Below are 21,825 nucleotides of genomic sequence, written 5' to 3'. Positions count from 1 at the left end.
GCGCTTACTCGGCAGGCGCCGCTGTGGGTTCGGCGGCTACGGCCGGCTGGCCGGCGGGAGCGCCGTTCCGCCGGTAGCGGAGCACACCGACCACTACGACCACGGCAGCCAGGGCCAGGGAGAGCAGCAGCGATTCCCGGGTGGATTCGACGATCACCATGCCGATGAGCAGGGCCACGATGCTGATAATCGCTGCCCAGGTGAGGTACGGGAACAGCCACATCTTCAGTTGCAGGTCCTTGGCCGCGGCTCCCATGCGGCGGCGGAGGACCAGCTGCGAGGCGGAGATGACCAGCCATACGAACAGGGCAATGGCGCCCGAGGTGTTCACCAGGAAGAGGAACACGGTGTCCGGTGCGATGTAGTTCAGGCCGACGGTCACGAACCCGACCACGGTGGAGGCAAGGACGGCAGCGGCGGGAACCCCCCGGCTGGAGATGCGGGTCCAGGAGCGGGGCGCGTCGCCGCGGGTGGAGAGGGAAAACAGCATCCGGCTGGCCGTGTAAAGGCCGGAGTTCAGGCAGGAAAGCACGGAAGTGAGGACTACGACGTCCATGATGGTTCCGGCGCCGGGGATGCCGAACAGTTCGATGACGGCCACGTACGGGCTCTTTGCTACCGATGCGGAGTTCCAGGGAAGCAGGGTGACCACCACGGCGATGGAACCGATGTAGAAGACCAGGATTCGCCACACGGTGGATTTCACTGCCTTCTTCACGGCATCCACCGGGTTTTCTGATTCGCCGGCGGCGATGGTGGCGATCTCAGCGCCAAAGAAGGAGAAGACCACCACAAGGATGCCTGCCAGGACGGCGCCTGGACCATTGGGCATAAAGCCGCCGTTGTTGATCAGATTGCTCAGCCCCGGTGCGGGGACGCCGGGGATGAGGCCCAGGATGGCGGCAGCACCGAAGAGGAGGAAGAGGACGATGGCGGCCACCTTGATGGACGCGAACCAAAATTCGAACTCGCCGTACGACTTCACGGAACCGAGGTTGGTCAGCGTCAGCAGCACCATGAGGGCAAGGGCCCACACCCACTGGTCGATGCCCGGCACCCAGCGGTGCATGATGGCCGCGCCGGCCGTGGCTTCAATGCCCAGGACGATGATCCAGAACCACGCGTAGAGCCAGCCGATGCTGAACCCCGCCCAGCGGCCAAGGGCCTTGTCCGCGTAGGTTGAGAATGAACCTGTTTCGGGGTTGGCAGCGGCCATCTCCCCCAGCATGCGCATCACCAGGATCACCACCAGGCCTGCGGCCGCGTAAGCGATAAGGATGCCGGGGCCGGCCTGCTGGATGGCCGCCCCCGAGCCGACGAAAAGGCCTGCACCAATCACGCCGGCGATGGCGATCATGGACAGGTGCCTGGGTTTCAGGGACTTTGAAAGTTGCTGGTCAGCATGCATGGAAGCGCCGTCCTGTTGGGAAATAGCATGGGTTGAGCGACGTGCCGTGGTGGACACCGGCGGACCGTGTGATGCACCACATCGTCGTTTCACCCTAGGTCCGCCATTATCCGCCCTGCTTTGTGCAGTCCAACAGATCTGGCTCCAAGGAACAGGACGGCCCTCCAAGCAGAAACCATCAGAAGCAAGAAAAGTTTCCTGACAGGCATATTTGTCATGTGCCGGAAACCACGTGTCCGTATGACCGTGTGGCCAAACAGGAGCCGCGGCTTAGACGTCCCGGCGTTTCAGCAGGACGGCAGCCAGCAGGACGGGAACCACCACCCAGGCGCCGAGGACCATCCCTGCCTGCCAGGCCTCAAGGGTGTCCGGAACGTGCTGGACAGCCGTCAGCGGCTCGACCGTGTTGCCAGGCAGGTACTTTCGGGCTTCCTTGAAGAAGTCCCCAGGGATGAGCTGGAAGGCAAGAGGCGCCACAAAGAAGATGCCCACCAGGCTCATGATGCCACCGGCGGAATTCCGAAGCAGTGTGCCCAGGGCCATGCCGATGGCGGCCACCGCTGCCACGTAGATGCTGTTGACCAGGAGGAGCTTCACCGACTGGGAACTGCCCATGTCCAGTTTCAGGCCGTAGTTGTCCAGGATGGGCACGGCCACCAGCCCGGCCAACCATGTGGACACGGCGGTGACCACGAAGGACGTCACCATTACCACCACCAGCTTGGCGGCGAATGCGGGGATCCGCTTGGGTACGGCTGCGAAGGTGGACCGGGCCATGCCCGTGGTGAATTCCGAACTCATCAGGAGCACACCCAGCGACCCCAGGATCAGTTGCGCGAAGGCGATGCCGGACGTGGGGGCGCTGATGGCAAGGTCTCCGCCCTGGGATGCCATCCGCGCGGCCGCCTGCGGATCCCGGGTGGCGGCGTTCGTGAACTGGCCCGTTCCCCACGCGGACAGCGCGCCGAATCCCACCATGACCACTGCCGTGGAGGCGAGCAGGATCAAGGTGGAGAGGAGGCTGCGGAATTTGATGATCTCCGAGTGGAGGACCCGGAAAAAGGTGGGGCCGGGATGGGGCCGTTTGGCGTTGCGGGAGGCTGGTCCGGCGGGGGACGGCGCGGGTTCGCGGGAGGACAGGGATTCGGTGGTTGTGGAACTCATTACTTGCTGACCTCCGCGGCGGGCAGGGAGTGGTATTCGACGTCGTCCTTGGTCAGTTCCATGTATGCCTCCTCGAGGCTGGCAACGAGGGGTGTGAGTTCATAGACCATGACCTGGTTTTCCAGGGCGGCCGCGGCGATTGTTTTGGGCTCCAGGCCCGTTACTTCGAGCAGCTCACGTTCCGGCTCGTCAATTGAGGCGCCCCGTTGGGTGAGCAGTTGATGAAGCCGGTCAGGCTGGTCGGTGCGGACGCGGACCCGTGACTGCCCCTTGCCGGTGATGATGTCCTTGATGGGTGCGTCGGCAATCACCCGGCCGCGGCCAATGACGATCAGGTGGTCGGCAGTCTGGGCCATCTCGCTCATCAGGTGGCTGGAAAGGAACACCGTGCGCCCCTGCCCGGCGAGGTACCGCACCAGGTTCCGCACCCACACCACGCCCTCAGGGTCCAGGCCGTTGACCGGTTCGTCCAGGATGAGGGTCTGCGGGTCCCCCAGCAGGGCGGCTGCGATACCCAGCCGCTGACCCATGCCCAGTGAGAAACCGCCGGCCTTCTTGCGGGCCACGGCCTCCAGCCCGGTCATCTCGATCACCTCGTGTACCCGGGCTTTGGGGATGCCGTGCGTGGCCGCCATGGCCAGCAGGTGGTTGTAGGCGCTGCGGCTGGTGTGGACCGCTTTGGCGTCAAGCAGGGCACCCACCTGCCGTAGTGGCGCCTGGTGCCGGACGTAGGGCAGGCCGTTCACCGTGACAGATCCGGACGTGGGCCGGTCCAGTCCCATGATCATGCGCATGGTGGTGGACTTTCCTGCCCCGTTGGGTCCCAAAAAGCCGGTGACTTGCCCTGCTTTAACGGTGAAACTGACGCCGGCCACGGCGGTTTTGGCGCCATAGACCTTGGTCAGCCCGTTTGCCTCGATCATGAATCATCCTTTGGACGGCAGCGCACGGCTGCGGACGGTCTTCGGTGGGTGTTCATGCCCCACGCTACCGAGGTGCGGGCAGCTTATCGCCCGAATCAGGGATGATTCAGGGGAGAATCAGGGTCCTCCCGCGCCCTCCCTGTCCTGAGGGGTTCGCCTGGCCGGGACTTCCGCCCGTTCAGGGCCGCGGTGAGTAGTACGTCAGGGCTCTGGGCCGGACCTTGTAGGCCACGCTTCGTACTCCGGCCAGGGCCTCTCCGTCCACTGCCAGAGCCATGGGGGTGCCGTCGGCGTCGATCCTGACCTGCGTGGCCTCCCGCAGATGGGTGATCCGGGAGCTTGCCACAGTGCCCGTAAGCACGGACCAGAGCAAGCGCAGCCTTGCAAAGGACTCATCGGCGGTGATCAGCCGGACATCCAGCACGCCGTCGTCCATGACGGGCCGGATCAGGGGCGCATGGTCGCGAGGATAGTAGCGGCCCCGGCCCAGGTAGGCGATCCACACCTTGTGCCGCTTCCCGTCCACCGTGATCGTGGTGGGCGTACCCGCCGCAAAGGTCCGGAACATGGCAGCGACGCCCGCCAGCGGTTTTCCCAGCGCAGGCTGCAGGTGCTCCCGCCGCCGGACAAAGTTCGGGTAGAGGCCGATGCTGGACGTGTTCAGCATGGCCACCTCGGATACCTCCGGGTTCCCGGCCAGGCCCCGCTCGGCGGTGACCAGTCCGATGTCTGCCAGCGCGGCTTCACCATTGCTCGCCGCCCGTACCGCGTCCTTCAGGCTCCCCGTCCCGGCGTCCCGGGCAAAGTGGTTCAGGGTGCCGCCGGGGAGGACCAGCAAGGGCAAAGAGCGTTCGACGGCGGCAGCGGCCGCTGCGCCCACGGTTCCGTCCCCGCCCCACACACCCAGGGCGCGCGTACCCGGCAAGTCGGCGGTGGCGGCGATTCGCCGTACCAGGTCCTCGTCAGGCTGCACGGTAGTTATATGCGCTTTGGGAAATACTTCCTGCAAGGCACCTGCTGTCTCCTCCTTGAAGGAGCCACCCAGGGTGTTGACCACGATGCTGAGGCCTTCACCGTCAGGCAGCTCAGGCGCCTCGGTCCATGCCCGGGTGGTCTGCGGAATGGGTGGCCGGACAGGCCACCAGCGGCGCGTTACCAAGGCAGCACCTGCCCCGAGGGCTGAGCCGAACAGAACGTCGGAGGGCCAGTGCGCGCCAGTGTGCACCCTCGAGTAGGCCACACCCAGGGCAGCCGGGGCCAGTGCGGCGCCAAGCGCGGGGCGGACCAAACCCACGCCCACGGCGAACGCTACGGCAGATGCTGAATGCCCGGACGGCATCGAGGAACTGGTGGGCTGCGGATGTACGAAGCGGAAGACCGGCAAATGTTCAGGAAGCGGACGGGTCCGGGGGAGCAGCGTCTTGAACACCATGTTGGTCACGGCCGAAGCTGCGCCCTGGGCAATCAGGCCGTGCAGCGCGGCCCTCCTCGTCTTGCCCGGGAAGAGCGCCATCACCGCAGCCGCCCCTATCCAGAGCTTGCCCTGGTTGGCGGAAGCGGAAAGCCGCCGGAAGAAGACGTCGTGGTTGCCGCCCGGTAGGTCGGATACATGCCTCAAGAGGTATCTGTCCAGGCGGCTGATCCAGGTCCGGCCCCTTGGCCTGCTGCTTTGCATGTCATCACCCTAACCCGAAGGGTCACTCCTGCTTGGTGGACTCCCGCGCAATCGAATTCGTGGTTGTGGAGTGCTGGCTCGTTGGATCCTCCGCACGGTCCTGCAGATGCGTCTCCTCTCCCGCGTTCAGGTTGCCCACCGGCAATGGCCTGGCGGCTCCGGCGAGCAGGAGCGCCACCAGGATGGGCACCATGATTGCCAGCAGTGCGGTGTGGATCCCGGTCAGGTCTCCGAGGTAGCCGAGCAGCGGCGGTCCCGCCAGGAATGATATATACCCCAAAGTGGATACAACGGAAACGCGCGCCGCTGAGTGTTGCGGGTCGTCGGACGCGGCGGACATCCCCATGGGGAAGGCGAGGGCGGCGCCCACACCCCAGAGGGCTGCACCAATTCCTGCGAGCCAGATGTTGGATGCCAGCACAAAGAGTCCCAGGCCCGCAGCGGCTGCCGCCATGCTGGCCCGCAGCACGGCAACCCGTCCGTATTTGTCGATGACGCGGCCGCCCAGGAAACGCATGGCCGTCATCGCCAGGACGAACAGGGCGAACATGAGGGCGCCGGTGGATTCGGAGGTGGCAAGGCCGTCCACTGATGCCTTGGCAATCCAGTCGTTTCCGGCCCCCTCCGTCAGCGTGGCGCCCAGGACCACAACACCGATCAACAGTGTCCTGCTGTCACGCCAGGCGGACGGCCCCTTGGCAGGCTTCGGTGCCCCCTCCACGGTGGCTGTTGCCAGGTGGGGGAGGAAATAGCGTGGCACCGCCAGGGCCACCACGACCACTACGGCGGCGATCACCAGGAGATGCAGCGGAAGGTCCACGCCCAGGGTGGACAGCCCGGCGCCCACGAGGGCACCCACGAACGCGCCGCCGCTGAAGGCCGCGTGGAACTGCGGCATGATGGTCCGCCGCAGCTTGTGCTCCACGTCGGCCCCTTCAATGTTCTGCGCCACGTCCCACAGGCCGATGCCGATGCCGAAGAAGAACAGCGATACCGCCGTTCCGGGAATGGAAGTGGCCGAAAGGGACATCGCGATGCCCACGCCTGCCGCCGCCGCCAGCAGGCCCGCAAAGCGCACGGTGTTGGCGGTACCGATCCGGCCCACCACCAGTCCGGCGGTGGGCAGCGCGAGCAGGGAGCCGATGGCCGTGCACAGCAGCAGGGTGCCCATTTGCCCGGACGTGATCTGCAGCGTCTGGGTCACGGCGGGAATCCTGGCCGCCCAGCTGGCAAAGACAAGCCCGTTGATGCCGAAGACCACGAACGTGGCCGCCGCGGCAGCCTTCAGTCCTGCCTGCTGTTCCATCCCGGTGTTGGTGCTCATACGCTCACTACTTCCACTGAGTATTTTTCGAGTTCTGCCTTGTCCTGTGCACCGAATTGCCGGTCCGTGACGATGGTGTCCACGCGGTCCAGGCTGGCCACGAGCACCCGCGCGCTGGCCTGCCACTTTGCCGCCGAGGCCGCTACCACCACCCGCGCTGCCGATTCCAGCCCTGCTTTCTTGACTGCTGCATCATCCAGGTCGTGGGCCAGCAGGCCATCCTTGAAGTCCACTGCGCAGGGCGTAATCACGGCGGTATCAAACCGCAGGGACCGGATATTGGATTCGGCAAGGGGCCCGCGGAAACAAAGTTCGCCGGGCACTACGCTCCCGCCCGGCAGCAACAGCCCAGGCCGGGTGCCGGCACCTCCCTCACCTGCGGATGCCGCATTGAGGGCCTGCAGGGACATGGGCATCAGGGTCAGCTCCCGCCCTGCCACGGCCCGCGCCACCTCAGTTGCCGTGCTTCCGCTGTCCAGCCACACGTGTTCCCGTTCGGCCAGCAGGCCCGCAACGGCAGCCGCTATGCGGGTCTTGGCGTCCCGGTCCTCCAGCTCGCGCTGCCCATAGCCGGGGTTCTGCCCCTGTCCAATCAGGCTCCTGGCACCGCCGTGGACCCTGCGGAGGACCCCGTGGCCGGCCAAAACCTCCAGGTCCCGGCGGATGGTGGCGCCTGACGCACCGCAAGCCAGCATCAGCTGTTCAACGCTCGCTTCCGACTGCTGCCGGAGGATTTCGGCAATAGTCCGATGCCGCTCATCCGTCTTCATGATCAAATGCTATCAACTTTTGATCACTTGCTCACCGAGTTGGAACTGCACGCCCGTTGCTCTATCAGATATGGCGGCTAAAGCCCCTGAATAGCAGCCATATCTGATAGGGCAACCGCTCAGCGGACGCGGTCAACCCTTTGCTCATCCCACACCGGCTCCGCGGACTCGTACACTTTTCCGTCCGAGCCGAATACCAGGAACCGGTCGAAAGTCCGTGCGAACCAGCGGTCGTGGGTAACCGCCAGGACGGTGCCCTCGAAGTGGTCGATGGCGCGCTCCAGGGCCTCGGCAGAATGCAGGTCCAGGTTGTCCGTGGGCTCGTCCAGCAGGAGCAGGGTGGCGCCGCTGAGCTGGAGGAGCAGGATCTGGAACCGTGCCTGCTGGCCGCCGGAGAGGGACTCGTACTTCTGCTCCGACTGCCCGGCCAGGCCGTAGCCGTCCAGGGCTCCGGCGGCGGCCTCGCGACCCAGCCCGGACCGGTGCTCGTCGCCGCGGTGCAGGATCTCCAGCAAGGTCTTGCCCAGGAGGTCGGGCCGGACATGGGTCTGTGCGAAGAAGCCGGGCCGGATCCGGGCACCGAGCTTGACGGTCCCTTCATGCGGCACCTCCGCGATCTGCACATCCGAGACGGGGAGGTGCTCGCGTTCGGGATCCGTGCCGCCGGTTGCCAGCAGCCGCAGGAAGTGGGACTTGCCGGAACCGTTGGAACCCAGGACGCCCACGCGGTCGCCGAACCACACCTCCGTGGAGAACGGCTTCATCAGGCCGGTCAGTTCCAGCCGCTCCGCCACGATGGCGCGCTTGGCGGTCCGCCCGCCCTTGAGCCGCATCTGGACGTTCTGCTCGATGGGCAGGGCCTCCGGCGGTCCAACTTCGAGGAACTTCGCCAGCCGGGTCTGGGCGGCGTGGTAGCGGTTGGCCATGTCGGAACGGAAGGCGGCCTTGTTCTTGTACATGTTGACGAGTTCCTTGAGCTTGATGTGCTCCTCGTCCCAGCGTTTGCGCAATTCCTCGAAGCGGGTGTTCCGGTCTGCCCGGGCCTCAACGTAGGAGCCGAAGCCGCCGCCGTGGATCCATGCCGCGGCCCCGTTGATTCCCGGTTCCAGGGTGACGATGCGGCCGGCGGCGTTGTTGAGCAGCTCGCGGTCGTGGCTGATGAAGAAGACGGTTTTCTTCGACTCATTCAGCTTTTCCTCGAGCCAGCGCTTGCCCGGGACGTCCAGGTAGTTGTCCGGCTCGTCCAGGAGCAGGAGGTCGTCCGGGCCGGCGAACAGTGCCTCCAGTACCAGCCGCTTTTGCTCGCCGCCGGAAAGGGTCGACGCCGGGCGGTGCTGCGCCCGGTCAAAGGGCAGTCCCAGCGCGGCCATGCAGACCTCGTCCCAGACGGTTTCGACGTCATAGCCGCCGGCGTCCCCCCAGTCCACGATGGCCTGGGCGTACCGCATCTGGGTGGGTTCGTCGTCGTGCTCCATCATGGCCAGCTCGGCCTCGTCAACCTCGCGGGCAGCGGCCGCCAGCGCCGGGGGAGCGGCAGACACCAGGAGGTCCCGGACTGTGGAGCCGTCCCGCACCTGGCCCACGAACTGGCGCATGATGCCCATGGTCCCGGAGCGTCCCACCACGCCCTCGTCCGGAACCAGGTCCCCGGCAATGATCCGGAACAACGTGGTCTTGCCGGTGCCGTTGGGGCCAATCAGGGCAGTTTTGGTGCCGTCTGGGACCTTGAAGGTGACCCCGTTCAGGAGCTGGGTGCCGTCGGAGAGGAAGTAGTCGATGCCGGAAACGTCAATATGGGCCACACCGTCAATCCTCCCACGCCGCTCCCTAGCCGGCGGCGATGAGGAACTGCTTCAGCAGCGGCCCGGAGGTGGTGGCACCCAGGCCGCCGTCCTCCACGAAGACGGCCACGGCCAGGTCGCCATGCACGGCCACGATCCAGGCATGGGTCTTCGGCGGGTTCTCGGTGCCGAATTCCGCGGTTCCGGTCTTGGCTCCCACGGGGGCGCCGGGGACGCTGGAGAGGAATCCCGCGTGGCCGGAAGTGACGACGGCGCGCATCATGTCCGCGAGGGACGCCGCCTCCGCTGCGGTGATGGGTTTGTCCGACGCCGTGGAGGGCGCCTCGGCCGTGGCTGTGGACGTCGTTTCGGCTGCCGGCGCGGTGGACCCTGCCGTCGTTCCGGCAGCGGGAGCTCCGGCGTCGGGATTGAGGACCAGCTGCGCCGAGACCGGGGCGCCCTTGGCGACCGACCCGGCCATGATTGCCGCGGCCAGCGGGGACAGCAGCACCTTGCCCTGCCCGATCATGGAGGCAGCGTGCTCGGTCCCCTGGGCCTGGCCGGGCACGGAGCCCAGGAAAGCTTCGGCGCCGAGTTTGGGTGCCTCGACCGCCACTCCCATGGACGTGGCTGCCGCTTCGAGCTGGGCCTGGGAGACAGAGTCGCGCTGCGAGATGAAGGCGGTGTTGCAGGAGTGGGCAAAAGCATCGCGCAGGGTGACCGCGCCCAGCGAGGTTTCGGGGTAGCCCTCGGAGTTCTTGAAGGTCCGTCCATCCACGTTGAGCGTGGGCGTGCACTGGACGGTGGAGTCCGGCGTCATGCCGTTGCGGAACATGGCGAGGGAATCCACCATTTTGAAGATGGAGCCCGGCGCATACTGTCCCAGCATGGCGGTGTTGTAGCCGTTGCTGCCCGGCCCGGATGCAGCTGCCAGGACAGCGCCGGTGGACGGACGCAGCGCCACGATGGCCGATGCCGGTTTGACCCCCTCCAATGTGCTCTCCGCCAGCGTCTGCAGCCGGGGATCGAGGGTGGTTTTCAGTGGTGTCCCGGGCTTGGGGTCCACCTGGAACAGGACGCGGCGGGGGTCGGTGCCGGCCGACTGTATCTGCTCGCGGGTCAGGTCGGCCCGCTGTGCGCGGATGACGACGGCGTCTGAGCCGCGGAGCTGTTCATCGTACTGCTGCTGGAGACCGCCGATGCCGGTGACGTCGCCTGCAGCCAGCTTGCCTCCCGAGGCTTCAATCTGCTCTGCGGAGGCTTCACCCACCGAGCCCAGCACGGCACGGGCAAACGTCCGGCTGGGGGCCAGCGGGATCGATGCAGGGATGCCCCGTGCACCCGGGATGGCCTGGATCTGCTGGTCGGAGATAGTCCGGCCCTCTTCCCGCAGGGTGATCGCGGAAACGAAGGCCTGTTCACCGGCGGCCTTGACCTGCTGCACGTAGGCGGCAGGATCCACTCCCACCAGGGCAGCAAGCTTGCCGGCGGAATCGGCCGGGTCTGCGCCGCCCAGTTGGGGCTTGTCGATGCCCACGTTCACCACGGGACGGTAGGTCACCAGCGGCACATCACCGGCACCCAGGATGTCCGCACGTTTGGGCGACTGGGAGCCCTTGGTCACGATCTCGCTGTCCGCAAGGCCGGGTGCCAGCAGGGCAGGGTCCCAGACGGTGAGCCACTTGTCGCCGGACTTCTTGAAGTTCGCCGCAATGGTGTACTTCCACTCGGCGTCGCCGAACTTCCAGGTGTAATTCAGAGGGGCGGAGGCCTTGTCGCCGTCGAGCGTGAGCGCGCCTGCCTGGACCTGCGGCTTTTGCGGGTCCAGGGCCGCGAAGACCTGGTGGAGCTGGTCGTTGGCCGCCGCAGCGTCCTTGCCGTCAAAGGCCACAGACCCTACATCCAGCGCCGAAACCGCGCTGGCCAGTTGTTGAACGGCGGCTTCCGCCCCGGACTTTCCGTCATCGCAGGCCACCAGCGAGGTTCCCAGAATGAGCGCAGCTACGGCAAGCGAAAGTTTTGTTGTTGATTTCCCCATCGCGCCATTATCCCCCGGGCCGCCCACCTGCAGCGCCACTGGATATGAAGGGCATGGCGTAACAACCGCCGGGTGGCCACGCTCTGGCCAGACTTTGGGCCTAGGCGAGTCCCAGGTCCGGGACCGGCAGCTTGAACACATCCTTAAGGGCGTGCTTTGCCGCATACATCCCCGGCATGCCGGTAACCCCCGGCCCCGGCGGGGTTGACGACGAGCAGAGGTAGACGCCCAGCAGCGGCGTCCGCCACGGGACGGGGGAGACCACAGGCTTCTGGATAAGCCCCCGGACGTCCATAATGCCGGCACTGAAGTCACCCCCGATGTAGTTGCGGTTGTACTCAGCCAGCTCCGCCGCGGTGATGACGTGCGATTCCACCACCAGGTCGCGGAAGCCCGGAGCGAACCGTTCCAGCTGGGCCACGATTTGGTTGGTCATGTCCTTTGTAGAGCCGGAGGGCACGTGGCAATAGGTCCAGAGGGTGTGCCGGCCGGCAGGGGCCCGGCTCGGGTCGAACCGGGACGGCTGGGCCACGAGCACGTAGGGCCGTTCAGGATGGCGTCCGGCGCTGACCTCGTTTTCAGAGCGTGCCAGTTCCGCCCGCGTGCCGCCCACGTGGACGGTGCCGGATTCAGAAAGCGCACTGGCCTGCCACGGCACCGGCCCGGACAGGATGAAGTCCACCTTGCAGGAGCCGTTGCCGTAGCGGAAGCGCTCCAGTGCCCGCCGGTAGTGACCCGGGAGAGATCCCCCTGCCATGTCCAGAAGTCCCCGGGGTGCCACGTCCAGCAGGGTAGCCCGGGCGGCCGGAAGCTGCTGCAGCCGGTCTATCGGTGTCCCGGTGTGGATCACGCCTCCATGGGCGCGGATGTCATCAGCCAGTGCTGCCGCTATCGAGGCAGAACCACCGCGGGGGATGGGCCATCCACCTGCATGCCCCAGGGCGCCAAGCATGAGGCCGGCCCCGGACGCGGCCAGGGACGGCAAGTGCGAAATGGCGTGCGCCGCCACCCCGCTGAGCAGGGCCGGGGCAAGCTCTTCCCGGAACCGGAGGTTCCACAGCCCGGTTCCCTGTTCCAGGGTCCGTAGCCCGTAAATGCCGGCCACAAGCGGGTTCCGGGGGATTCGGAGGAGCTGGTTCTGGGTGAACTCCATGACGTCGTCGATATGGCGGACCAGCGGTTCCATGAGCCTCCGGTACGCCGGGCCGTCCTGCCCAAGTACCTCCGCGGTCTTGTCCAGGGACTTGTAGGCCAAGGCCGCGCGGCCCCCCTCCAGCGGAGACCCGAAAGACACGTCCGGCGTGATCAGGTCCACCCTCCGGGGCAGCTCGAAGGCGCGGAAGAAGGGTGAAGCGACGGCCATCGGATGCACCGCGGAGCAGACGTCATGGAAGTGGCCGGGCTGCATCAACTCGGTGGTCCGCGTGCCTCCGCCGATCTTTGGTGCGGCCTCGAAGACCTCCACCGACAGCCCGGCGCGTGCCATGACCGCTGCTGCCGAGAGCCCGTTCGGGCCGGATCCAACTACCGCAACATCAACCACGGAACCTGCTTTCAGAGTGAGGGCGAAGCTTTCGAAGGGAGGGGCAAGGCGGAGCCGCGTCGGATGCGCCACCGGAACCGGTCCGGTGCGTCGTTGAAGGGGCCGCCGTGCGGGTCATCGAGGTGGTGCCGGCGGATGGGGTCGTATGCGGGGTTGAAGATATCCCAGGTGACGCGTGCCATGAGGTACGCCACCGCGGCCATGTGCGCGGCGACGGCGAGGACGTAATACGGCATGTCCAGGTTGTGTTGGGAGGCACCTGCGCTGGTCACCTGTCCAAGGTACATCCAGATCGCGGCCCAATGCAGGGCTTCGATGCCCTGCCACACCAGGAAGTCGCGCCACCGCGGCCGGGCCAGGGCCAGGAGCGGAATCAACCACACCACGTATTGGGGCGAATAGACCTTGCTGGTGAGGATGAAGGCCGCGACGATCAGGAACGCCAACTGCGCCAGGCGGGGACGGCGGGGCGCGGCCAGGGCTACAAGGGCGATTCCGGCGCAGGCCAGCAGGAAGAACCCGGCGGACAGGATGCTGACGCCGTCGGCGCCCAGCCCGGACCAGCCCAGCCTGCCCGCCACCAGGTTGTAGGCGAACCAGGCTGAACTGTAGCCGGCGCCACGATCGGCGCTGTACTGGAAGAAAAAGGCCCAGCCGGAGGGGTTCACCGCCGCGAACGGCAGATTGACCAAGAGCCACGTGACGGCTGCACTTCCGCCGGTCACCAGCAGCGGCCGCCATTTGCCTGACCGGATAGCGAGCAGCAGGATGGCTCCGAGTACCAGTACCGGATACAGCTTGGTTGCGGTGGCCAGCCCGATCAGCACCCCTGCAAGGACAAGCCGCTTCCGCGCGAAAAAGTACATGCCCACGGCAAGCAGGCAGGCAGCCCAAAGGTCCCAGTTGATGGTGCCGGCCAGCACGATTCCCGGCGCCAGGGCCACCATGGCCGCGTCCCAGGGCCGGCGGCCGGGCATACGGGCAACCACCACCACGGTGACCATGGCCACGGCCGCCAGCAGCACGGCGTTGATGTCAAAGTAGGCCAGCGCCATGGCATTGGGGTCTCCGCCGGGCACCAACCAGGCCGTGATCCCTGCGATGAGTCCGATGAGCACGGGGTATTCGAACTGGCTCCCGCTGCCCAGGATGGGGAAGACCCCCGCTGCCAGGCCGCGGTTGCGGAACAGCTCGGGGAAGTCCGAATAGCAGGTGGCGTAGAACTGTGTGGGTGTCTCCCAGCCGTTGACCCTGCAGTATCCCTTCAGCAGGATCCCCACCAGGGCTGCCAGCGCCGTGAGGACCACCAGCACCCGCTCCACGGTGAAGATGCCGGGGGAGACCACCCCGGGGTCGGTCCGGGTCCCCAGCGGGCCGCCGAGCACCTCCGTGAAATTCCGCAGCAGGTCATCACTGCGGCTGGGCACCACGATTCGGGGCCGTCGTGCTTCCTCCGGCGGCTGGGTCTCGTGCATGGCATCGAGCTTACAGCCGGCCCCGTCCCGAGAGATCAGTGTCCGGCAGGATCGGGGCCGGCTGTCAGCGCAGGCCGCCCAGCTGCTGGTGCATAAGCAGGAAAACATCGTTCCGGTGCTGCTCCAGCAGGGCGCTGTTGAAGGAACTGCGGCGCTGCAGGGGGCGGGACAGGAGTCCCATGATCACTCGCATCAATCGAACCACCTCCTTTCATTGATCATCAGGTGCATAAGGGCATGACAAATTAGCGCCAACTTTTGGCGCGATAAATCACGGAAATATGGGCGCGGTGATTCCACGAAAGGGAATTAATGAAAATTACGCAGAAAAACGCAATTTACGGATACCTGACTGTGGAGAAGCCGTGGAACTGCACAAAGCCGAATGCAAAGCTCTCGGAGCAGGGCTTATTCGACGAAAGAGCAGGGGCTAAGCCGGAAGCTGTTCCGGTAAGTCAGCGAAGAAGCGCAGCGTTCCGGGCAGGCCAGGTGATAGGGCCGAAACCCCGGAAAGGAGTCCCGGCCGGGACACCGATGCAGCTCCCGGTTAGCGGCGCCGCAGCAAGCCCGCGAAGGCTGCCGGGCGGAGGGAACCGGAGTTGACCGAAGCTACGCGTGCGTCATCAGCAAAGGCCGGGAACGCATTGATGGGGGCATTCCATTCGCCAGTCAAAGTCATCATTTTCCCAACCTCCTTTTCTGCTGTCCGCTGCGTAGGGTGCGATGCGGTCTGGGACCCGGGCAGATCACCGTGGGGTCAGGAATAAAGCTACCCCAGGAATCAGCAAAATGCCAGCAATTCCCTCAAAAAGGTCAGAAACTAATGAGAAAGAAGATTTATAGGCCCCAGCGCACAATAGCGGGTGTCTTTTTATCCCATCCCAAAGTGCACACCTTGGCAGTTCCCAGGATAAAGTGCCGGCCTTCAGTGGGCGGCAATTCCAGCCAGCGCGCGGTGAGGATCCGGGAGAAGTGTCCGTGCGCCACGATCAGCACGTTGTCCATTCCGGATTCCAGGATCCGGCCGATGATCTTGTCCGCCCGCGCGGCCACCTCGTCCAGCGTTTCACCGTTGGGCACACCGTGCGTCCAGATCAGGTAATCGGGGTTGTCCTTGCGGATCAGGTCCGAGCTGATGCCCTCATAGTCGCCGTAGTTCCATTCAACCGCGAGCGGTTCGTGCCGGGCATCGGGGAACCCGGCGAGTTCGGCCGTCCGCCGTGCCCGCCGCAGCGGGGAGGTGAGCACCAGGTCAAAGTCGACGCCGTCCAGCACCTTGCGGGCCTCCACGGCCTGCTGCTCGCCTTCCACCGTCAGGGGAAGGTCGGTCAGGCCGGTGTACTGCCCGCTCTTGGACCATTCCGTCTCACCATGGCGGAGGATCCAGAGCTGCGGGCGCGGGGCAAAGGCGGAATTGGTCACTTGGACTCCTCAACGGGTGAAGGTTCGACGACGGCGGGAGAGGCTTCTGCCCCGGGCGCGGCAGGTGCGGATTCAGGCTGTTCGGCCCACCAGTGGAGCAGGCGCGCCTCCGCTTCCTCCGTGGGCAGCGGTCCGTGTTCCATCCGCTCATTAAGGAGGAACTTGTAGGCCCGTCCCACCACGGGCCCTGGCTTGAGCCCCAGCAGGGCCATGATGGCGGCTCCATCCAGGTCCGGGCGCACAGCATCCAGGGATTCCTGTTCGCGGAGTGTGGCAATCCGGGACTCAAGATCGTCATAGGCGAAGGACAGCCGGTCTGCCTTGCGCTGGTTGCGCGTGGTCACGTCAGAGCGGGTGAGCCGGTGCAGCCGTTCCAGCAGCGGACCGGCGTCGGTGACGTAGCGCCGGACGGCCGAGTCGCTCCATCCGGCATCGCCGTAACCGTAGAAGCGCATGTGGAGTTCCACCAGCCGCGCAACGGCCTTGGTGGTGTCGTTGTCGAACCGCAGCGCCTTCATCCTCTTGGTGGTGAGCTTGGCACCCACCATGTCGTGGTGGCGGAAGCTCACCGCTCCGCCCGGTTCGAAGCGGCGCGTAGCCGGCTTGCCGACGTCGTGCATTAATGCTGCAAAGCGCAGCACGAAGTCCGGCCCGGGCACAGGACCCTCCGCGTCGGTTTCAAGCCCGGCCGCCTGCTCCAAAACCTGCAGGGAGTGCTGGTAGACGTCCTTGTGCCGGTGGTGCTCGTCGGATTCGAGGCGGAGGGCGGAAACCTCGGGCAGCACATGCTCCGCGAGCCCCGTGTCCACCAGGAGGTCGATGCCTGTCCGCGGCCGGGCGCCGCACACCATCTTCACCAGTTCGTCGCGCACCCGCTCGGCGGAGATGATCTTGATCCGGTCCGCCATGTTGGTCATTGCCTCCCGGACGTCGTCCCGGACGGAGACCCCCAGCTGGGCTGCAAACCGGGCGGCGCGCATCATCCGCAGGGGATCGTCGGAAAAGGATGCCTCCGGCGAACCGGGCGTGGCCAGAAGGGAAGCATGGAGGTCGCGAACGCCGCCGAACGGATCCACCAGTTCCATGGAGGGCAGCTTGAGCGCCATGGCGTTGATGGTGAAGTCGCGGCGCAGCAGGTCATCGGTCAGGGAGGAGCCGAACGCAACCACGGGCTTGCGGGAGTCGGGATCGTAGGCCTCCGCACGGTAGGTGGTGATCTCGATCTGGAAACCGGCCTTGCGCATGCCGATGGTGCCGAAGGCCTTGCCGATCTCCCAGAAGTTGTCAGCCCACTTCTTGATCAGGGCCACGGTCTGGTCGGGTGTGGCGTCGGTGGTGAAGTCCAGGTCGGGGGAGGTCCGCCCCAGGAACAGGTCGCGCACGGGACCGCCCACAAGGGACAACTCGTGGCCGGCGTCCACGAAGCGCTGCCCGAGCTCCAGGACCACCGGATCCACCTTGAAGTCGACAGTGTGGGTATCAATCTTGTGATGTGCGTGCGACATAGTTCCTTAAGCTTGGCAGAAACCAGCGCCGCGGCAGTCCAAAAAAGCATCCGGATCCGCGCTGGTTGGCGTTCCCCGGCGGAAAGTACGTCATATCCCGTCCATGTTGGTGTCATGTTCCGGTCATCACCGGAGGGCAACAGTCGTTAGAGTGGACTCCATGGCCCATCCAGTACCGAGCGCTCCAGGCAGGAGGACGAACGCACCGTTGCCATCGGCAATCGGGGCGCACGTTGCCCCTGCCCAGCAGTCGGCACCGGCGTCGCTGCCCACGGTTGAGGAAGTCTCCGCCGGCGGCGTCGTGGTGGACACGTCCGACGCCGAACTGAGGGTGGCGATTATCGCCCGCCTTAACCGGGGTGGCCGGCTGGAGTGGTGCCTGCCGAAGGGCCATCCGGAGGGCAAGGAAAACAACGAAGAGGCCGCGGTCCGGGAAATTGCCGAGGAAACCGGCATCGAGGGCGTCATCCTGGCCCCGCTGGGCAGCATCGACTACTGGTTCACCGTCAGCGGGCACCGGGTGCACAAGACCGTGCACCATTACCTCCTGCGCGCCACCGGCGGCGAACTCACCATTGAGAACGATCCGGACCAGGAGGCCGTGGACGTCGCCTGGGTGCCCATCCAGGAGCTGGCACGGAAGCTGTCCTTCCCCAACGAACGCCGTATCGCCGACCTCGCCCGCGAAGTCCTGCCGGGACACCTCTAAGCCCGGACGCCGCCGTCGTCATTGCGGTGTTAAGTGCCCGCGGGTGAGACGATGAAGTCGATGTCAGCTACCAACTTTCCTTCCGACCGGTCCGGCCGGCCCGATGACGCGGCACCCGATGGCGTGCCCCCTGAGCCGGCGGCGCCGGACATCGCCCAGCCCGCAGCAGCGGGCGTCAGCGAGACGCGTTCCAGTGCCATCATGGCTGCGGGCACGCTCGTGTCGCGCTTCCTGGGCTTCGGCAAGACCTGGATGCTGGGTACCGCTTTGGGTCTTGGCTCAACGGTCAATGACACCTTCATCAACGCCAACAACCTGCCCAACCTGATCTTCCTGCTGGTGGCCGGCGGCGTGTTCAATGCCGTGCTGGTGCCGCAGATCATCAAGGCCAGCAAGGCTCCTGACAGGGGAGCGGACTACATTAGCCGGCTGCTGACGCTGGCGGTCCTGCTCCTGTTCGGCCTGACGGCCTTGGTCACCCTGGCGGCCCCGGCAGTGATCGAGCTGACCACCCAGGGCTACTCGCCGCAGCAAAAAGCCCTGGCGGTCACGTTCGCGTTCTGGTGCCTGCCGCAGATCTTCTTCTACGGCCTTTACGCCCTGCTTACCCAGGTGCTGAACGCCAACGGCGCGTTCGGCCCTGCCATGTGGGCCCCCATCCTGAACAACCTGGTGGCAATTGCCGGCCTGGGCATGTTTATTTGGATCTTCGGCACCAACGAGTTCAGCCGCCACACCATTGACAACTGGGGTGCCACGGAAACCCTCCTGGTGGCGGGGTTCTCCACCATCGGTGTGCTGTCCCAGACCGCCATCCTGCTGGTCCCGGTCTTCCGCCTCAAGCTCGGACTCCGTCCAAGGTTCGGGTGGCGGGGCGTAGGACTGGGCCACGCTGCCCGGTTGAGCATCTGGACGCTCCTGACGGCCGCCGTCGGGCAGCTCGCCTTCCTGTACGTCATGCGCATCGCCACCATCCCCGGCGCGGAACGCATCCGGCTGCAGGAGGCGGGGGACCCGTCCGCCTCAACGCTTCCAGGCAACGCCGTCCTCGAGGTCGCCAGCCAGCTGTACCTGCTCCCACACTCCATCATCGCCCTGTCCCTGGCCACGGTCCTCTTCAACCGCATGACACGGGCGTCGCAGGACGGCAACCGTGCTGAACTGCGCGATGCACTCTCGCACGGGCTGCGGACCATGGCCGTGGCCACCGTTTTCGGCGCCCTGGCACTGTTCGCCCTGGCCGGTCCGCTGGGCATGTTCTTCTCCGGCGGACTGCGCCAAGACGGCGTCATGCTGGCCCAGACGCTCACCATCCTGGCCCTCAGCACGCCGTTCATGAGCGCCAACTTCATGATGTCCCGCGTCTTCTACGCCAACGAGGACGCGCGCACTCCCTTCTACGTGCAGCTGCTCCTCGCGGTGGTGTACGTGGCCGGTGCGTTCGCCATCCAGTTCCTGCCCGTGGGCCGGATCATCTACGCCATCGCCGTCCTTTATATGGTGGGCAACATCCTCTCCGTGATCATCAGCGCGTTCTTCCTGCGGCGCATGCTGGGCAGCCTCGACGGGCCGCGGATCGCCAACTCCTACATCCGCATGGGGTACGCGGCCCTGGGCTCGGCCATTACCGGCGCCGGTGCCCTGTGGCTGATGGGCAGCTACAACCCGGACGGCTTCGCATGGAGCGGCCGCCTCCAGGCACTGGTGACCGTTGCCGTGGCAGGACCCGTCATGCTGGCCGTCTACTTCCTGCTGCTGCGGCTGTTCCGGGTCTCCGAGCTCAGCGACATGCTCCGGCCGCTGCTGGGCCGGCTTGGCCGCGGTGGCCCTGCCCCTGCCCCCGATGCCGGGGACACGCCGTCGCCCGCTTCTGCTGAAGGTTCCTCCGGCCATCGTCCTGAACGGGCCACCACCTCCGTGGACACCGGCCTCATCCCAAGGATCTCCGGTGAGTTCGACGCCGTCTCCTTCCGTGCGGGACCGGATCCGCAGCGGGGCGCCCGCCGGCAGGAAACGCACGACGGCGGCACCCGGCAAGGTGCCGATGGAGGCTACCTGCCGGGCGAGGACCAGCCAAGCACAGCCCGTGGCGGCCTGCTCAGCGAACAGATTCCGCTTCCCGGCCGTCGGACCTACCAGGGCAAAGCCGGCGAGAACCCGTATTTCAACAGCCGGCGCAAGCGTAAAAAGTGACCCGGGTGTGGCCCCGCGCCCGTCTTCTCCGCAGTCGCCCGGGGCGGATCGGCTAGGATCGAACAGGTACAGGGGTAGTTGCAGTCAGGGTTGGCCGTGCGCGGCGCCTGAACGGCGGTTGCGTCATCGAGGCCGGCGATCCCGGACAGTCTAGGAGGAACACGTGTCCAACCCGATCGATGTCGGATCAGTACTGGGCGGCCGTTACAAGGTCACCGCCACAGTGTTGGCCTCGCATGACCACGATCTGGTGCTGGACGGTGTGGACCAGGTCCTCAACCGCCCGGTCAGTATCCTGGTTGCCGGGCCGGAGAACACGGAACAGGTTGCCCAGAGCGCCCGCGAAGTGGCCACCGGCGAACGCCCCGGCACCGTGCAGGTCCTGGACCTTGGCGTGACAGAGGACGCCACCTACCTGATCACCAACCACACGTCTGCCGCGGACCTGCTGGACCTGGTGGTTACCCCGAATCCGCCCTACGTTGAGCCCTTCTTCACGGACACCCTGGGCAGTGAAATCTTTGGCCAGCCGCGGTCCCACGAACCCGAACCGTACGACGAGGAAGACCACGTCGAGGCCGGGTACATCAACTACGGTGATTCGCGCCCCAGCCAGGTTGATCCGTACCGTGGCGCTCCCGCTGTTCCGCCGCGGCCTTCCGTTCGTCCCGCCGCACAGCAGCCTTCGCAGCAGCCCGCGTCCCAGCAGCCCGCCTCCAACGGCCATCGCGGCGCCGGAGCTGCTGCGGGTGCAGCCGCGGGTGTCGCTGGTGCAGCCGCTGCTGCCGGTGCCGCTGCTTCAAAGGCAGGGACGGGAGCCTCCCGCGTGGACCCCGATGCCACTGCCGCCCAGCCGGTAGCCAACCGTGCCCCTGCGCCAACTGGGCGCGCAGGCTCCGCAGAGGCAGACACGGGCCCCACCGATACGGCGGCCGTCGGCAGCACCGAGGCGCAGCCCGCAGCCGAACAGCGCAAGCCGAAGGTTTCCCTGTGGTCCGAGGACGATTACGCACAGGTAGAGGACCAGGACCGCTACGAGGAAGCCGACGAAGACCAGCACGAAACGCGGCCGGTCAAGGGCAAGTCTGCCCTGTTCGCCCGTGCGGCGGCTCCCGCTGCCGCGGGAGTCTCCTTTGCTGACCGGGACGACTACGACGATGACCGGGATGAATCCAAAAACCAGCCCCGCTCCATGCGGTGGCTGGTTGGAGGTTTGCTGGCCGTAGTGTTGATCGCCGGCCTGATTTTCGCTGTCACCAACCTGGGCAGTCTCTTCAGCTCTGAACCGCAGGCGCAATCAACGGCTGCACCGGCAGCCAGCACCACCGCACCACAGCCGTCCGCCCCTGCAACCCAGGCAGCACCCTCCAAACCCCCGGTTGTTCCGCCGGTCATCGAGAGTGTCAGCCGGCAGGGTAACTTCGACTTCGCCGCCACATTCGACGGCGACTTGATCAAGGCGTACGACGGCAATGCCGCAAGCTACTGGTCTGACATGGAGTTCGCCACGGAGAACTGGGGTGGCCTTGCCCCCCAGGGGGTTCCGCTCGTGGTGAAGCTGAAGAGCGCGTCCACCGTCTCTTCCATCACGCTCTCCCAGCTCGGGGGATCGGGCGGCAACATCAGCGTGTACACGAATGACCGGCCCACCACGGACGGTGCCAAGCTGGTTGGAACCAACAGCTTCACTTCCACCGACCTGAACATGCCCCTCCCGGAGCCGGTGCAGGCACAGTATGTGATTGTGTCCATCAATTCACTGCCCAAGTTGGCGGCTCCCAAGACCCGTTACGGCTACGGCCTCCGGCTGGCTGAGATCAAGGTCCAGTAGGACGGAGGCCCGGAAGGGCTTTACGACTGCGCATATTACTTCCGGGAGCGAGCCAGCCTGGGCG

17 protein-coding genes are annotated in these 21,825 nt (G+C 66.0%); 3 read left to right on the top strand and 14 right to left on the bottom strand.

Features of this window, described 5'->3' with window-relative positions:
• Positions 1-4 precede the first annotated feature (4 nt).
• From FBY30_RS06320 to FBY30_RS06265, 14 genes are all read right to left on the bottom strand, one after another.
• Entirely contained in the window at positions 5-1,408 is a 1,404-nt protein-coding gene (locus FBY30_RS06320; RefSeq protein WP_142132035.1) for an amino acid permease, read from the bottom strand.
• Between the two features lie 270 nt (positions 1,409-1,678).
• Positions 1,679-2,572, bottom strand: coding sequence for an ABC transporter permease (locus FBY30_RS06315; protein WP_142132033.1), 894 nt, complete (start codon positions 2,570-2,572; stop codon positions 1,679-1,681).
• Positions 2,572-3,495, bottom strand: coding sequence for an ABC transporter ATP-binding protein (locus tag FBY30_RS06310; RefSeq protein ID WP_142132031.1), 924 nt, complete (start codon positions 3,493-3,495; stop codon positions 2,572-2,574). Before FBY30_RS06310 ends, FBY30_RS06315 begins: the two co-directional genes overlap by 1 nt.
• A gap of 178 nt (positions 3,496-3,673) precedes the next feature.
• Positions 3,674-5,170, bottom strand: a complete 1,497-nt coding sequence (locus FBY30_RS06305) for a bifunctional phosphatase PAP2/diacylglycerol kinase family protein (protein ID WP_142132030.1) — start codon at positions 5,168-5,170, stop codon at positions 3,674-3,676.
• A 22-nt stretch (positions 5,171-5,192) separates the two neighbouring features.
• Positions 5,193-6,494 (bottom strand): MFS transporter, encoded by a 1,302-nt coding sequence (locus FBY30_RS06300; RefSeq protein WP_235009357.1) that lies wholly within the window; start codon positions 6,492-6,494, stop codon positions 5,193-5,195.
• Entirely contained in the window at positions 6,491-7,264 is a 774-nt protein-coding gene (locus FBY30_RS06295) for a DeoR/GlpR family DNA-binding transcription regulator (protein WP_142132028.1), read from the bottom strand. The genes FBY30_RS06300 and FBY30_RS06295 overlap by 4 nt, the downstream gene beginning before the upstream one ends.
• Before the next feature lie 119 nt (positions 7,265-7,383).
• A complete protein-coding gene (locus FBY30_RS06290; protein WP_142132026.1) occupies positions 7,384-9,066 on the bottom strand; it encodes an ATP-binding cassette domain-containing protein in 1,683 nt (560 codons plus the stop codon).
• 25 nt (positions 9,067-9,091) lie between these two features.
• On the bottom strand, positions 9,092-11,083 hold the full coding sequence (locus FBY30_RS06285; RefSeq protein WP_142132024.1) for a penicillin-binding transpeptidase domain-containing protein: 1,992 nt from the start codon (positions 11,081-11,083) through the stop codon (positions 9,092-9,094).
• Between the two features lie 100 nt (positions 11,084-11,183).
• Entirely contained in the window at positions 11,184-12,626 is a 1,443-nt protein-coding gene (locus tag FBY30_RS06280) for a phytoene desaturase family protein (RefSeq protein WP_142132022.1), read from the bottom strand.
• A gap of 11 nt (positions 12,627-12,637) precedes the next feature.
• Positions 12,638-14,101 carry a glycosyltransferase family 87 protein gene (locus FBY30_RS06275; RefSeq protein WP_142132019.1) on the bottom strand — a complete coding sequence of 488 codons (1,464 nt, stop codon included), beginning with the start codon at positions 14,099-14,101 and terminating at the stop codon, positions 12,638-12,640.
• Between the two features lie 64 nt (positions 14,102-14,165).
• The gene (locus FBY30_RS21130) at positions 14,166-14,297 is read right to left on the bottom strand and encodes a hypothetical protein (RefSeq protein WP_268815687.1); all 132 of its coding nucleotides are present in this window, start codon (positions 14,295-14,297) and stop codon (positions 14,166-14,168) included.
• 351 nt (positions 14,298-14,648) lie between these two features.
• On the bottom strand, positions 14,649-14,783 hold the full coding sequence (locus FBY30_RS21125; RefSeq protein WP_268815686.1) for a hypothetical protein: 135 nt from the start codon (positions 14,781-14,783) through the stop codon (positions 14,649-14,651).
• A 155-nt stretch (positions 14,784-14,938) separates the two neighbouring features.
• A complete protein-coding gene (locus FBY30_RS06270) occupies positions 14,939-15,523 on the bottom strand; it encodes a histidine phosphatase family protein (protein ID WP_142132017.1) in 585 nt (194 codons plus the stop codon).
• Positions 15,520-17,028 carry a CCA tRNA nucleotidyltransferase gene (locus FBY30_RS06265; protein ID WP_142132015.1) on the bottom strand — a complete coding sequence of 503 codons (1,509 nt, stop codon included), beginning with the start codon at positions 17,026-17,028 and terminating at the stop codon, positions 15,520-15,522. The genes FBY30_RS06270 and FBY30_RS06265 overlap by 4 nt, the downstream gene beginning before the upstream one ends.
• 208 nt (positions 17,029-17,236) lie before the next feature.
• On the opposite strand from FBY30_RS06265, the gene FBY30_RS06260 reads away from it, so the two are divergent.
• The 3 genes from FBY30_RS06260 to FBY30_RS20805 all read left to right on the top strand — a co-directional run bounded on the left by FBY30_RS06260 (position 17,237) and on the right by FBY30_RS20805 (position 21,761).
• Positions 17,237-17,737, top strand: a complete 501-nt coding sequence (locus tag FBY30_RS06260) for an NUDIX hydrolase (protein ID WP_142132013.1) — start codon at positions 17,237-17,239, stop codon at positions 17,735-17,737.
• 60 nt (positions 17,738-17,797) lie between these two features.
• Positions 17,798-19,930: a murein biosynthesis integral membrane protein MurJ gene (gene murJ / locus FBY30_RS06255; RefSeq protein WP_142132011.1), complete on the top strand. Its 2,133-nt coding sequence runs from the start codon at positions 17,798-17,800 to the stop codon at positions 19,928-19,930.
• A gap of 163 nt (positions 19,931-20,093) precedes the next feature.
• Positions 20,094-21,761, top strand: coding sequence for a discoidin domain-containing protein (locus FBY30_RS20805; protein ID WP_200830644.1), 1,668 nt, complete (start codon positions 20,094-20,096; stop codon positions 21,759-21,761).
• Positions 21,762-21,825 lie beyond the last annotated feature (64 nt).

This window comes from Arthrobacter sp. SLBN-83, assembly GCF_006715285.1.
Classification (GTDB): domain Bacteria; phylum Actinomycetota; class Actinomycetes; order Actinomycetales; family Micrococcaceae; genus Arthrobacter.
The sequence above is the reverse complement of the archived record's forward strand: the minus strand, read 5'-3'. Positions and strand labels throughout refer to the sequence as shown.

Coding starts and splice junctions, on each gene's coding strand:
- FBY30_RS06300 (WP_235009357.1), bottom strand. CDS start 6,494: ATGAGCACCAACACCGGGATGGAACAGCAGGCAGGACTGAAGGCTGCC.
- FBY30_RS06275 (WP_142132019.1), bottom strand. CDS start 14,101: ATGCACGAGACCCAGCCGCCGGAGGAAGCACGACGGCCCCGAATCGTG.
- FBY30_RS06295 (WP_142132028.1), bottom strand. CDS start 7,264: ATGAAGACGGATGAGCGGCATCGGACTATTGCCGAAATCCTCCGGCAG.
- FBY30_RS06305 (WP_142132030.1), bottom strand. CDS start 5,170: ATGCAAAGCAGCAGGCCAAGGGGCCGGACCTGGATCAGCCGCCTGGAC.
- murJ (WP_142132011.1), top strand. CDS start 17,798: ATGTCAGCTACCAACTTTCCTTCCGACCGGTCCGGCCGGCCCGATGAC.
- FBY30_RS06315 (WP_142132033.1), bottom strand. CDS start 2,572: ATGAGTTCCACAACCACCGAATCCCTGTCCTCCCGCGAACCCGCGCCG.
- FBY30_RS06265 (WP_142132015.1), bottom strand. CDS start 17,028: ATGTCGCACGCACATCACAAGATTGATACCCACACTGTCGACTTCAAG.
- FBY30_RS21125 (WP_268815686.1), bottom strand. CDS start 14,783: ATGATGACTTTGACTGGCGAATGGAATGCCCCCATCAATGCGTTCCCG.
- FBY30_RS06310 (WP_142132031.1), bottom strand. CDS start 3,495: ATGATCGAGGCAAACGGGCTGACCAAGGTCTATGGCGCCAAAACCGCC.
- FBY30_RS06320 (WP_142132035.1), bottom strand. CDS start 1,408: ATGCATGCTGACCAGCAACTTTCAAAGTCCCTGAAACCCAGGCACCTG.
- FBY30_RS06285 (WP_142132024.1), bottom strand. CDS start 11,083: ATGGGGAAATCAACAACAAAACTTTCGCTTGCCGTAGCTGCGCTCATT.